The organism is Halorubrum lacusprofundi ATCC 49239 (assembly GCF_000022205.1).
In the GTDB taxonomy this organism is placed as follows: domain Archaea; phylum Halobacteriota; class Halobacteria; order Halobacteriales; family Haloferacaceae; genus Halorubrum; species Halorubrum lacusprofundi.
In genome coordinates this window covers 1-12848 of the sequence record NC_012029.1, presented here as the reverse complement: position 1 = coordinate 12848, position 12848 = coordinate 1, and the positions used below count along the sequence as shown (strand labels likewise).

The window sequence follows — 12848 nt, the reverse complement described above, 5'->3', positions numbered from 1 at the left end:
GGGGCGGGCTTAACCCTGTTCGTCAATCGGAAAAGTCGGAAATCCCGATGCCGTTAGGGCGACTCGGCGATCGGGTTCGGCAGCCGCTCCCGAACTGGCGCGAACGCCTCCGCCGTCAGTCCCGCCTCGCCGAGAGTGCGTTCGTGCGCGTCGGTACCGCCCGTCAACAGGAGATCGCTCTCGGCAGCGACCCGCTCGACCAGTGCGTCGTCGACCGCGCGCCCGTAGGGGTAGAACCGCTCCACTGCGTCCAGTTCGCGGGCCACGTCGAGCGCGGCGCCCACGTCGTCGTACCGGAAGGGATGTGCGAGCCCGACGAGCGCGCAGGCGTCCCGGAGGAGTTCGACGCCGCGCTCCAGTTTCGTTACCTCGCGCGCGACGTAGCAGGGACCGTCGTTCCCGATTAGCTCGTCGAAGGCGCCTGCGTAGTCGTACGGCGCCGACGACTCGTCGATCGCGCGGGCGATGTGCGGACGCCCGAGTCCGGAGCGAGGCTCGACCCCGAGATCGACGCCGAGCCGGTCCTCGACCGCGTCGACGATCGCGGCCCCTCGCTGCTCCCGGTCGGTCTGCAGCCGCTCGATCTCGGCGTCGAGCGCCTCGGTGTGTCCGACCGCGTAGCCGAGGAGGTCGAGCCGCTCGAAGCCGGCGTCGACGCGGAGTTCGATCCCGCGGACGACCCGAAGGTCGTCGCGCTCGACGACCGGTGCGCTCAGGTCCGGGTGCACGCGGTCGTGGTCGGTGATCGCGACCCAATCGAGGCCGGTCTCGCGGGCGACGTCGACGAGCTCGTCGGCCGTCATCGTGCCGTCGGAGACCGTCGTGTGCGCGTGGAGGTCGGCGACGATCCGGTCTGTATCCATGCCCGCCGTTCGATGACCCCGCACTAAGCGTCGACGGTCGATCGCGCGGGACAGAGGAATATAAGGAAATATAATGTGATTCTCCGGACTAAGGTTGTACATGGACAATCATTAAGGACTATCGGCGGCTCGCAGTAGTTGATGCGCTTGAATGGCGTCGACGACCGACTCGAACGGCACCAATATCCGACGACCTCGGAAGAACTGATCGCGGCCCACGGAAACGCGACCGTAGAGCTCGCCGACGGCTCCGAGCGTCTCGGAGACGTGCTGGAGCGGTTCGGGGACCAGACGTTCGACAACGCGGACGACGTGTTTACCACGCTCCGCGCGGGCGTCTGCCACCGCGGAGTCGGTCGGCGGTTCTACTCGGACCGCGACCCGACGACCGACGCCGACGACGGGCCGTCACCGGTTTCGTTCTGAGCGGGCGGCGAAAACGGAGTTCCGTTTTTAAGGGGTTTGCATCAGGAGCAACGCGTCCGTCCGAGCCGAGCGCGCCAGTGACGCGCAGATTCAGGCGATAGGCTCAGGTTCGGGTGGGAGACTCAAACCCAGTCGATCGCGGCCGACAGATCGATCGGCACCGATCCCTTCCGATATCCTTCGACGTGTCCGTCCGGGCGCGCGCGCAGGACAACGGCCGGCCTATGACGGACCTCCGGTCGCGCTTCGCGCACGGCCGCCCAGTCGTCCGCTGGGAAGGAGGTGCAGTCAACGAAGAGGGTGACGCCGCCACCGTGTGCCTCCAGCTGTCCGCTCGTCTTCGTCTCCGCGGTGTCGCGGACCGCCGCGACGGGGTCGCTCGCAGAGCGTCCAGAGACGGGTTGCGGGCGCGTGACCTCGACCAGCGAGGCGGTCCTGGTGTTCGGATCCGTGGCCCGAAAATCGAGCGAGTGGCCGGTCGTCACCTCGATCTCGGGCGTCACCTCGTAGCCGGCCTCGGTCAAGATTCGGGCCGCGGTGAACTCCGCGATCGCGGCGCTCATCCGGACCAGATCGAGCGACGTCGAGGTCCCGAGCTTCCCCGCCATCGTCTCGCGGTAATCGTCGAGTGTCCCCGGGCGGAGCGTCTCCTCGACAAAGCCCGTCCCCTCTTCTCGGGTCGCATCGGGGAACCCGGCCGCGTGGTCGCGGAAGAATGCTCGCGTCGTCTCAGCACCGTCCTTCGAACAGAACACCGGCAAGAAGAACCAGGAGACGTGCGGATACGCTGCAAACCACGGCTCGTCGTCATGGAGCCCAGCGAGCAGCTCTCGCTGGACCCACCGAGAGACCGGGTAGGGGACCTCGTCGAATCCGTACTTGTCCGTCCGCCAGAGTTCGCTCGGCGTCTCCGTGTTGCCGACCCAGTACCCGACCGGTCCCCCGTCGGCCCCGTTCGGGGAGTTGTCGTCGCCGTCCGTCCAGCAGAACAGCGCGAACGAGCCGTCAGCCATGTCGAACCGCCGGGCTTCGTAGCCGGGCGGCGGGGCGAACCACGGGTCGCTCGCGGTCGCCCCGAGGTTGTCGTCGAGGGGACGTTCGAGCTGCGCGCGCACGCGGTCGTCGCTCCAGCCGCCGGGCGCGCGCCTGAATCGGATCGGTTGTGCCACGCCGGTGCTACCGTACGGCGGGATTAATTGGTTCCGGTGGGGCGAATATTTCGCAGATGAGACATTTCACCGATACATATATTACTGACAGTTTCAAAGTGAGTGTGTACCATGTCAATGGGTGCCTATGACGAGGCCGAGTACGAGCGTCGCGAGAAGAAGAATAGCGAAGTCGACGCCGATTTCGACGCCGAGCGGCCGGAGTACTCCGGATCGCTCACGTACGATACCGGCGACTCCACGGAGGCACTCCTCGACAAGTTCCAAGAACTTCAGGACGAGTGAGTCGTCGTTTCGCGGTCTCTTTCTCCGATATATCTGACTTCGTAGATCAGAGCGATAGTCGTTGCTGAGTCACGAGAGCACGATCGCCGCGGAACAGACGATCGCGACAGCGAGAACGTGTCCGACGACCGCCCCGAGCAGGACGGGTTCTGAGAGCAGGAAGGGGACGAGCACCAGTTGGAGCGCCGAGAACGCAATGTTCTCCGCGTCGAGCCGTCTGGCTCGCGAGGTCGCCGCTGGAGAGAGGTCAACGTGGACCGCGCGCCACAGCGCGACGACCGCACTCCACCACGAGGTACCGATCCGGTAGGTGAGATCCCAGAGTATCAACAGCGAGAGGTAAACGACCGGAATCGGCGGGTCGGGACCGAATAGTCGATCAAGCAGGGCACCGTCCCACGCGATCAGGTACGTGACGAGAGCGATGAACGCGAGCACGCCGAGGACGATCTCGATGCTCGACCCGAACAGTAGCCGCTTGTGCGCCGGCGGCGTCGGAAGCCGGCGGTTGATCGCACCGAGCCGGTGCATCTCGACGCTACCGACGGCCGCCACCGCGACGGCAACGGTCCCGGCGACGACCGCATCCCACAGCCCGTAGTACCAGCCGAGAGCCACCACGCCGACCTCGAAGAGGACGAACTGGATCGCGACTGCGAGCCTTCGAGAGATGTCAAGTCCGGGAATACCGCCGACGAGGCTCTCGTACACCCACATCTCGCCGTAGTTACGGCTCACGACCGGGTTGCCTCCGACCGAGCCGCTTCTGACCGATTCGCCTCATTGATCGCCCGCGCGACAGCGACCTCGAACGGCGTCTGGTCGATCGGCACGAGATCGCGGATCCGGTCGTCCTCGACGATCACGGTGTTTCGGAGCCCCTCGACGAGCGATCGGGCGAGGTACGGGTTCACGTCGGTGACCAGCCGGAGCCACTTCGCCGACAGCTCCGGGCTCAACACGGGCACCCGAATTATCCACAGTTTGTGTCCGAGTTGGCGGCGGGTCTGACGGAGGATCTCCGCGTACGTCAACACGTTCGGACCGCCGATCTCAAAGGTGTCGTCCGCGGTCGCCGGTTCTTCGAGCGCGCCGACGAGGTACCCGACCACGTCGTCGATCGCGATCGGTTGACAAAGGGTGTCGACCCACTTCGGCGTGGTCATCACCGGGAGCCGACTCGCGAGCCCGTGAATCACCTCGAAACTCGCGCTGCCGGCGCCGACGATGATCGCTGCCCGCAGCGTCGTGAGCGCCGGATCGCTCGTCCCGAGGATCCGTTCGACTTCGCGGCGGGACTTGAGGTGTTCGGAGAGGTCCTCGCGGTCCTCGCCGAGTCCGCCGAGGTAGATGACTCGGTCGACGCCCGCAGTCGACGCTGCCTCGATGAAGTTCTGAGCGCAGTTCCGGTCCCGCTCCTCGTAGCCCGGACCCCCGTCCATCGAGTGGACGAGGTAATAGGCGGCGTCGACGGGATCGCCATCGATATCGAACGCAGATCGCAAGGAGTTCGGTTCAAGGAGGTCGCCCTCAACGACGTGAACGCCCGCGGGCGGGGCGTAGTCGTCGGCGTCGCGGACGAGCACGACCACCTCGTGACCCCGGTCGAGGAGCGCCGGGACGAGTCGGCTCCCGACGAATCCGGTGGCGCCGGTAACGAGCACGCGCATACCGCTCCATCGAGCGGGGCGACCATAAGGGTCCGCCACGACCTAGCGGTCGGTCTCCTCGTATGGTTCCTCGGACCGATCGTTAAAAGGCGTCGCGCGGCAGTCGTAACGACATGCACGCTGGCGAGTTCGAGTCGGTTCGGGGGATCGCGGATCTGTACGTCCATGATACTGGGATGTTCGGGACCGACGAGTACGGGGCCGTGTACGTGTACGACACCGAGAAACCGGCCGTGATAGATACCGGCACAGGGGTGAACCGCGAGGCGCTGTTCAAGACGCTCGACGAGATCGGGATCGGCCGCGAGGAGCTGGCGTGGATCCTTCCCACACACGCCCACCTCGACCACGCGGGCGGCGCGGGCCACCTCGTGGAACGCTACCCGAATGCCGAAGTCCGTCTTCCGGAAAAGGGAGTCCGACACCTCATCGACCCGGAGGCGCTCGTCGCCGGCACGAAGTCCGCCGTACAGGACCAGTGGCAGTACTACGACGACCCCGCGCCCGTCCCCGAGGACCGCATTTCGGGGCTCGCGGAGGGCGACCGGATCGATCTCGGCGACCGCGAACTCGTCGTCCACGAGGCACCGGGTCACGCCCCGCACCACGCCTTCTACCACGAGCCCGACGCTGACGTCGTCTTCACCGCCGACGCCGCCGGAATCTACGTCCCGGCGGTCGACACGGTTCGGCCCACCACGCCGCCACCGCAGTTCGACCTCGATCAGTGTCTCACAGACCTCTCGGCCATCGAGGAGATCGATCCCGAGTACCTCTGTTTCGGCCACTTCGGCCCGCGCGAGTACGAGCCGTCGCTGATCGGCGAGGCGAAGCGGGCGTACGTCGAGTGGGTCGAGGCCGTCCGGGAGAAACGCGAGGCGCTCGGCGACGACGAGGCCGTCGTCGAGCACTTCGAGGAGACGAGCCGGGACGTAGAGTTTTGGAATCCGGAGCGCGCGAGGGCCGACGCGAGCCTAAACTCGCGAGGAATATTGACGTACCTCAATCGCATCGAAGGGGAGTCGGAAGCGTAGCGGCGACGGTGTGGGAACGCGTAGCGGCGGCAATGCGGGAACGCGCAGCGGCCACGACGGAAACCCCTAAACCCCGCGTCGCCTAGCCGTGCCCATAGATGGGCATCTTCGACACGATCCGCGCCGTGCTCGGGACGAGTGCCGAGACGGACGCGACCCGCGAGGCCGACCCCGAGGACCTCTTCGGGATGTCGACCGCGTATATGACGATGGAGGCCGACCTCGGCTACGACCACTGCGGGGAGGCCGCGCTGTGCTTCTCCGGCGTCGACAGCACCCGGTTCGACGACGCAGTCGAGACCGTCGAGGCCATCTTGGAGGCCGGCGAGATCGACACCGGAACCGGGTTTCACCGACACGAGGACGACCACGGCTATCAGTGGTTCGTACTGGAGGACAACGATCCGGAGGATCTGGTGACGAGCATCCACTTCGCGGCCGACCAGTTCATCGAGGAGGGGTTCGGCTCCCGCCTGCTCGCGGCCGTCTTCGGATTCGAGCGTGACGGCGTCGACGCCTACTGGATCTACTCGTTCCGGCGCGGTGCGTACTACCCGTTCTCACCGAAAGGGACGAGCGACCGGAACCAGCAGGTCGAGTTCAAGCTCCAGTCCGTCCTCGACGGGGAGCTCGGGCTCGAGGACGACGAGGCGTACTGGTACCCCCTGTGGCCCGACACGCCGGGGAATCACCCGTGGGAGTGACCCGATGAACGCGACGGAGAGCGGTTCGGACCGACAGTTCACCGGGCGCGACACCTCGCGGAAGCGTCTCCTCCGAGCGGTGGCCGCACAGACCGCGGCGCTGAGCGCGGCCGTCCACTTCCTGTGGGCGTGGCCGCGGCTCGCCGAGCCCGCAGACGCTCGTCCCTACGTGTTCCTGCTCGGTGGGGCGTTCACCGTCGCGATCGCGGTCGCGACGCTGCGCGCGGACGAGTACCGGCGGCTGTACGCGCTGGGTGCCGGCACCCTCGCCGCGTTCCTCGCCGGCTACGCGGGGTGGCACGGTGGCGGGACCGCGGCAGCGCTCGCGAGCGATCCGCTCGCGATCGTCGCCAAGGGTGCGGAGGTCGTCGGCGTCGCCGCATTCCTCGCGCTGTACCGGCTCGCACCGCCAACGAGCGTTGTGGTCGAACGGCAGGAGGAAGCCGAGAGTGGCGAGGAGGAGGCCACAAACGGAGGCGAGGCCATCGGCGATACAACCGCAAGCAACGACGAGGATGCGCGCGCATGAGCGAGACGTACCTGACTGTCGGGGAATCCGCGACGGCGAGGTTCGAGGTGCAGGGTTCGGAGTTCTTCGGGCACGTCGCACCGGCCGATACGGTGGCTGCGGCCGAGGAGTTTATCGACCGCGTTCGGACCGAGTACGACGACGCGACCCACAACGTGCCGGCGTACCGAGTTCCCGCAGGCGAGGCCTCAGCCCGGACGCCGGGCAGCGAGGTCATGCTCCGGGAGTACTCTTCGGACGACGGGGAGCCGACCGGCTCGGCTGGGAAGCCGGCGCTCAACGTCCTTCAGCAGCGTGATATTCGGAACGTCGTCGCGGTGGTGACCCGGTACTACGGCGGGACGAACCTCGGCGTCGGCGGGCTCGCGCGCGCCTACTCGCGGGCGGTGAAAGACGGAGTCGACGAGGCGGGCGTGATCGAGGAGCGACCGCACCGTCAGCTGGTCGTGGAGACCGCGTACGACGATTCGGGGACCGTCCGAGGCGTGATCGAGTCGTCGGGCGTCGAGTTCGACGCCGACTACGACGAGCGTGTGCGGCTCGTGCTTCGGGTTCCCGTGGCCGAGGTGGAGTCGCTCGTGGAACGACTCAACAGCGCGACCAGCGGCCGCGTCGAGATCGACCGGTAACGCGACGGGATCGATATCGATCGGTAGCGCGCCGAGCGCGAGCGGTCACGCGAATTTCCTGACGGTCATGTCGAGAGTGTCCAGGTCGAGGATGGGCGCGTAGCCGGAGTCGGGATTGATGTTGACGGACTTCTGGAAGTCGGTCTGCGCTTGCCAGCAACCGGAGTTGACGGCGAGCACGTTGTGGTACTTCCCCCAGCCGAGCTTGTGGACGTGACCGGTGTGGAACACGTCGGGCACGTCCTCGATGACGAGGTAGTCGCGCTCCTCCGGGGCAACGCGGGTGTGGCCGCCGAACTGCGGCGCGACGTGACGCTTCTTTAAAAGCTGGTACATCGCCTTGTGGGGTTCGTCGTAGCTCGCCTTCTCCTCGGGGAGCTCCGCGATTACCTCGTCGAGGGAGACGCCGTGGTACATCAACACGTCGACGCCCTCGACGGTGACGGTCGCGGGGTTCGAGACGATCTGCGCGTCGTGGACATCCATGATGGAGCGGATCTCGTCGTTGAACCCGGGCTGGGGCTCCGCGAGTCGGACCGCGTCGTGGTTGCCGGGGATCATCACGATTTCGGTGTCAGCCGGCACCTCCTTGAGGTACTCCGCGAACGCCTCGTACTGGTCGTAGATGTCGACGATCTCCAGTTCCTCGTCCTGATCGGGGTAGACGCCGACGCCCTCGACCATGTCGCCGGCGAGCAGCAGGTACTCCACCGGTTCGGCCTCGGGCGTGTGGAGCCAATCGGTGAAGCTACTCCATGCGTCGACCATGAACTCGTCGCTGCCGACGTGGATATCGGAGATCAGCGCGGCCTGCACGTGACGGTCGGCCGCCCCCGTCCGGTGAGTCCGGGGAACGTCGGGGAAGTGGAGGGAGTCGGCGAATAAGATTCCGGAGTCATCGGCGAGCGTCCCCTCGATAGCGAGGCACTCGTCCATCATGATCTCGTCGACGAGGTCGGCGAGCCCCTTGTCTTTCATGATCAGCGCGGGGAAGGTTCCGGTCGTGTCTTCTAGTTCGACGAGCCAGTGGCCGGATTTGGTGGACCGGACATCGTTGACGAGGCCGATCATCGCGGCGTCGCTCCCGCCGGGCATCTCCGCGATCGCCTCGGCAGGGCGGTGGTTGACGCGGCCGCGAAGGACCTTCGAGAGCCGCTCGTACCGGTCGCGAAACGTCCGAACGAAGTCGCTGTACTCCCCGGTCCCAGTACTCTGACCGGTCATGTCGTTACCGACTTCCAGCTCTCGGATATCGGGATCGTGGTGAGAGGTGCTGTCGGGGCTGCGATCGGGGCTGCGATCGACGCTGCTGTCGGCATTACTGTCGGAGTCGCGGTCGATTTCGGTATCGATATCGGTCTCCGGGTTCTCGGCATCGCGATCGGAGCCGGGAACGTGGTCCAAAGAAGACCCCTCCATTTCGACTGGAGATCCCTCCGTCGAGGTCGTAGAAGGCGGTTGATCGCTGTTTCGGGTTGGAGGTGATTCTGTGGTTGGATCGGCGACAGAGGCGGTCGAGCCGGGGCCGGACGCAGCCGAGCCGGGGCCGGACGCAGCCGAGCCGGGGCCGGACGCAGCCGAGTCGGGGGGTGAAACGGCTGAATCACCGCCAGAAACTGACTGGTCGTTCGTGACGGCGCGGACGTGGTCGGTGGTGATGCGGAGGGCGTCGTCCGGGGCGCGGTCGACGACCGATTCGACGGCAGCGGCGGAGTCGGGCGCGCTCGCCAAGAGGGTGATCGCTTCGCGTTCAGCGTTGTATCCGCGCCTGGCGAGCTCCTTGACGATCCGGGCGTTCGACTCCAGCGGCACGAGACTGGAAACGGGAGGACGGCTCAAAACGGTTCCGGAGCCCGTTGGTCCCCCGAAACTCGCGGCGATCGACCCGGAAGCTTATGACCGAAACCCGTCAACGAAGATGTAATGGACGAAGGGGACCGGTCGGACGGCGGCGACGAACCCGACCGGAAGACCGGATCGGCAGACAGCGATCCCGTCAACGACGGCGATTTCAGCGGCGACGACGGAAACGGCGGCGACCAGTCGGTTTCCAAAGAGGATTGTGAGACGGGTCCCGGGGAAAGTTCTGAAACAGGTTCTGCGGACACCGAGACACCGAGTGACGAACGCGGCCGAGCCTCCGACGATCGGATCGAAACTGGTCAGGCCGGATCAAAACCAAGTCGAGGGAGGGGTGAAACGGGACGAGACCGAACCGAAACGGACCGAGACTCGAATTCTTCCGGCAAAGGGGTCCTGTACCGGTTCCGTCACAACAGAGAGGGGCCGCTGATGTGGATCCGGGAAATGCTCTCCAGCGTGGCCATCGTGCTTGTGATCGGCCTGATCCTGTTCGGCGTCAGCGGCGTGTGGCCGCCGATGGTCGCGGTCGAGTCCGGGAGCATGGAGCCGAACATTGAGGTTGGTGACCTCGTCTTCGTCACGGAGCCGGGGCGACTTGCACCCGACGCCGCGGACAACGACATCGGTGTCGTGACTCACGAGGTCGGGGAGACCGCTGACTACCAGACGTTCGGGTCCTACGGCTCGGTGGTGATCTACCGACCACCGGGACGGACGACTTCGCCGATCATCCATCGGGCGATGTTTCATGTGGAGGAAGGCGAAAACTGGCACGACCGCGCCGACGATCGGTACCACAACGCCGCCGACTGCGGGGAACTCAACCACTGTCCCGCACCCCACGACGGATTCATCACGCTCGGCGACAACAACGGCGAGTACGATCAGGCGAACGGGCTCGCCGCGCCGGTCAAGGCCGACTGGGTGACCGGAGTCGCGCGGGTCCGTGTGCCGTACCTCGGCTACGTGCGACTGATCACGACCGGCCAGGCGGATCTGAGTGACGTGTTGGCGACGAGCGTCGTGATGCAGACTGGAGGGGTCGGCGCCGACGCCGACGGAGTCAGTAGTGGAAGTGGATCTAGCGAGAAGATCACCGTTCCTGACGCGAAGCCCATCGTTTCGGGTGGAGAGGTAACCGCGGAGGCCGTCGCTTAAGGGAAACTGGAGCGTCAGCGGAAACCAGGAGAGAAGGAAGCGGAAACTCCGTCGAGCGGATCGTCTCAGTTGTCGAATCGGGCCTGGACGAACGGCTGCGCGTTCTCGATGTCGCCGAGTCGGGAGTCGGACAGCAAGACGGCCTCGGTCTCCTCGACGGGAACCGACAGGCCCATCTCCTTGGTCCGGCCGTAGCGCCCCTTCGAGACGACGACGGCGTTGACGATCCCGAGCATGTCGAGTTCGCTGATGAGGTCGGTGACGCGGCGCTGGGTGAGCACGTCGGCGTCGATCTCCTCGCAGAGGCGTTTGTAGATGTTGAATACCTCGCCAGTGTTGATGTTGTGCACGCCGTTCTTCTCCAAGAGGATGACCGCGAACAGCACGATCTTGCTCTGGGTCGGGAGGGTGCGGACAACCTCGACGACGCGGTCGAGTTCGATCTTGTCCTGCGCCTGCCGGACGTGTTTCTCGGCGACGATCTCAGCCTGCGAGCGCTCGGCGAGTTCGCCCGCAGTACGGAGTAGATCGAGCGCGCGACGGGCGTCGCCGTGTTCCTGAGCGGCGAACGCCGCACAGAGGGGGATCACGTCGTCCGTGAGCGCGTCCTGCTTGAACGAAATATCGGCGCGGTGCTGGAGGATGTCGCGGAGCTGGTTCGCGTCGTAGGGCGGGAAGACGATCTCTTCCTCGCCAAGGCTCGACTTGACACGGGGGTCGAGGAAATCGGTGAATTTCAGATCGTTCGAGATCCCCATGATCGAGATCCGGGACCTGTTGAGTTCCGAGTTCATCCGAGAGAGGTTATAGAGGGTGTCGTCCCCGCTCTTCTCGACAAGCTTGTCGATCTCGTCGAGCATGATAACAACCACGCGCTCGTGGTAGTCGACTGCCTCGAAGAAGGTCGAGTAGACCCGGTCGGTGGGCCAGCCAGTCATGGGGACCTCCTCCATCTCTTCGGCATCGGTTTCGAGCTCGTCGATTCGCGCGTCGAGGTCGTCGAGCGTTGCGAACTCGGTGTCGGCGAGGGCGGCTGGAGCGTCGGCGGCGGCAGAGCGGAGTTCGCGACACCGCTCCAGTTGGTCCGCGATGACCGCCTGGTTCTTCTCGATAAAGGTGTTCGCGAGCTGCGCGAGGACGCGGTACTGCGTGTCCGTCACCTCGCAGTTAATGTACTCGACCTCGCAGGGTACGTCGTATTTCTGTGAGGTGGACTCAAGCTCTTGGGAGACGAACTTCGCGGAGGCCGTCTTCCCCGTTCCCGTCTTGCCGTAAATGAGGATATTAGAGGGCGTTTCCCCGCGCAGCGCGGAGACGAGGATCGTCGCCATCCGATTGATCTGGTCGTTTCGGTGGGGAAGCTCGTGGGGAGTGTAGGAGGGACGGAGGACCTCTTTATTCTCGAATATCGGCTCTCCGGAGAGCAGATCGTCGAACAGACCCTGGTTGTCGTCGTCGTCGTCGAGGACGACACCGTCGAAGTCGACATCCGGAGAGGAGCGGTCTCGTCCGCCGCTTCCGACATCGATGTCCGTGGAAACGTCAGTTTCGGGATCCGACTGTAGATCCGTGTTTAAATCAGAGTTCGTCGAGCCGGGTGATGGCGGATCGTCGAGGTTAGCGTCGGTTTCGTCGGATCCGTCGGTTTCGTCAACCTGGTCAGTCCCGGACCGATCGCCGGTTATCCCGCTGTTGTCTTTCGATTCATCGGCCTGCGGTGTGTTCTCTCCTTCGTCCATTGGAACCCCTCTGTTTCAGGTGGAAGTCGCCCGCGCAACGGCGGCAGAGGTCGTATTTCGGCCTGAAACGTCGATATTCGACCAGAACTATGGTCGAATATGTCCAGTTGATGCAGTCGAACCAGATGAATACGGGGTACAAAAGTGTTGCTCTCTGGACCCGAAACGGACCGTGTCGGTCAAGATCAGTGACAAAATCGACAGCGAGATCGAGACGTTAGGAGGGGAAACTCGATGGACGGGAAACGTGGGTGTATTGTCTCGATTCGAGTCCAGACAGCCGTAATGCGATCCACTCGTTTTTCGGAGCTGTCCTCGGATTCCACCCCGTTTCAGTCTCGTGATCGTCTAGTCGGTGCCGGTTATCCACTCGGATTATCTGTTTGTCTTCTCCTGACCCCCCACCCCTTCGTTTCGTGTGGAACTCGGATTTGGTGGGGGAGGGGGGTGAGAAGAGGATATAGTATAGCGGTAGTTTTATTATAATGTCTGTAAAACAGTACCCTCGACAAAGCCCGATCATTTATTTTGTTGTTAGTAGTAGTTACGGTAAATCGTTTGAACACTCGTATTTACATCCGAGACACGACCACTCGTATCCACCCCTCCACCGATAACGGTCTCCAGTCGAAACAAAGGGGTGGGGGAGGGGAGAGAATCAGAACGAGCTAGATCAACAGGATGGATCACCGAGATGGATCACCGGGATAGATCAATAGAATAAGATTTGTTTCCCGTTAGCCCGTCTCTCGTCGATCTACCATATCCAATTCCAGATT

13 protein-coding genes are annotated in these 12848 nt (G+C 64.4%); 7 read left to right on the top strand and 6 right to left on the bottom strand.

From position 1 onward, the window contains the following. Positions 1-53: 53 nt before the first annotated feature. Positions 54-863, bottom strand: a complete 810-nt coding sequence (locus HLAC_RS00060) for a PHP domain-containing protein (protein WP_012659266.1) — start codon at positions 861-863, stop codon at positions 54-56. Between the two features lie 141 nt (positions 864-1004). On the opposite strand from HLAC_RS00060, the gene HLAC_RS00055 reads away from it, so the two are divergent. Next, positions 1005-1289 (top strand): DUF5789 family protein, encoded by a 285-nt coding sequence (locus tag HLAC_RS00055; RefSeq protein ID WP_012659265.1) that lies wholly within the window; start codon positions 1005-1007, stop codon positions 1287-1289. Positions 1290-1411: 122 nt separating this feature from the next. Here HLAC_RS00055 and HLAC_RS00050 read toward each other — a convergent pair whose 3' ends face one another. Beyond that, entirely contained in the window at positions 1412-2458 is a 1047-nt protein-coding gene (locus HLAC_RS00050; RefSeq protein ID WP_012659264.1) for a DUF5784 family protein, read from the bottom strand. Between the two features lie 117 nt (positions 2459-2575). Between HLAC_RS00050 and HLAC_RS18650 the strand changes: the two genes are divergently transcribed. Next, a complete protein-coding gene (locus HLAC_RS18650) occupies positions 2576-2743 on the top strand; it encodes a DUF5786 family protein (RefSeq protein ID WP_237583033.1) in 168 nt (55 codons plus the stop codon). Positions 2744-2812: 69 nt separating this feature from the next. Here the strand turns inward: HLAC_RS18650 and HLAC_RS00045 are convergent, their stop codons facing one another. After that, entirely contained in the window at positions 2813-3481 is a 669-nt protein-coding gene (locus HLAC_RS00045; RefSeq protein WP_012659262.1) for a DUF7530 family protein, read from the bottom strand. Further along, on the bottom strand, positions 3478-4413 hold the full coding sequence (locus HLAC_RS00040; protein ID WP_012659261.1) for an NAD(P)H-binding protein: 936 nt from the start codon (positions 4411-4413) through the stop codon (positions 3478-3480). Before HLAC_RS00040 ends, HLAC_RS00045 begins: the two co-directional genes overlap by 4 nt. Positions 4414-4526: 113 nt before the next feature. Here HLAC_RS00040 and HLAC_RS00035 point away from each other — a divergent pair, with 113 nt between their 5' ends. The 4 genes from HLAC_RS00035 (at position 4527) to HLAC_RS00020 (ending at position 7309) form a co-directional block, all read left to right on the top strand. Next, a complete protein-coding gene (locus tag HLAC_RS00035; RefSeq protein WP_012659260.1) occupies positions 4527-5447 on the top strand; it encodes an MBL fold metallo-hydrolase in 921 nt (306 codons plus the stop codon). Between the two features lie 98 nt (positions 5448-5545). Next, complete coding sequence (gene pspAB / locus HLAC_RS00030) at positions 5546-6151, top strand: PspA-associated protein PspAB (RefSeq protein WP_012659259.1); 606 nt, start codon at positions 5546-5548, stop codon at positions 6149-6151. Between the two features lie 4 nt (positions 6152-6155). Beyond that, positions 6156-6680, top strand: a complete 525-nt coding sequence (locus HLAC_RS00025) for a hypothetical protein (protein WP_012659258.1) — start codon at positions 6156-6158, stop codon at positions 6678-6680. Beyond that, complete coding sequence (locus HLAC_RS00020; RefSeq protein WP_012659257.1) at positions 6677-7309, top strand: IMPACT family protein; 633 nt, start codon at positions 6677-6679, stop codon at positions 7307-7309. Before HLAC_RS00025 ends, HLAC_RS00020 begins: the two co-directional genes overlap by 4 nt. 45 nt (positions 7310-7354) lie before the next feature. On the opposite strand, the gene HLAC_RS00015 is transcribed toward HLAC_RS00020, so the two are convergent. Further along, complete coding sequence (locus HLAC_RS00015; RefSeq protein WP_012659256.1) at positions 7355-9121, bottom strand: DNA-directed DNA polymerase II small subunit; 1767 nt, start codon at positions 9119-9121, stop codon at positions 7355-7357. Between the two features lie 111 nt (positions 9122-9232). Here HLAC_RS00015 and HLAC_RS00010 point away from each other — a divergent pair, with 111 nt between their 5' ends. Next, the gene (locus HLAC_RS00010) at positions 9233-10330 is read left to right on the top strand and encodes a S24/S26 family peptidase (RefSeq protein ID WP_012659255.1); all 1098 of its coding nucleotides are present in this window, start codon (positions 9233-9235) and stop codon (positions 10328-10330) included. 65 nt (positions 10331-10395) lie between these two features. On the opposite strand, the gene HLAC_RS00005 is transcribed toward HLAC_RS00010, so the two are convergent. Then, positions 10396-12069 carry a Cdc6/Cdc18 family protein gene (locus HLAC_RS00005; protein ID WP_012659254.1) on the bottom strand — a complete coding sequence of 558 codons (1674 nt, stop codon included), beginning with the start codon at positions 12067-12069 and terminating at the stop codon, positions 10396-10398. Between the last annotated feature and the right edge of the window lie 779 nt (positions 12070-12848).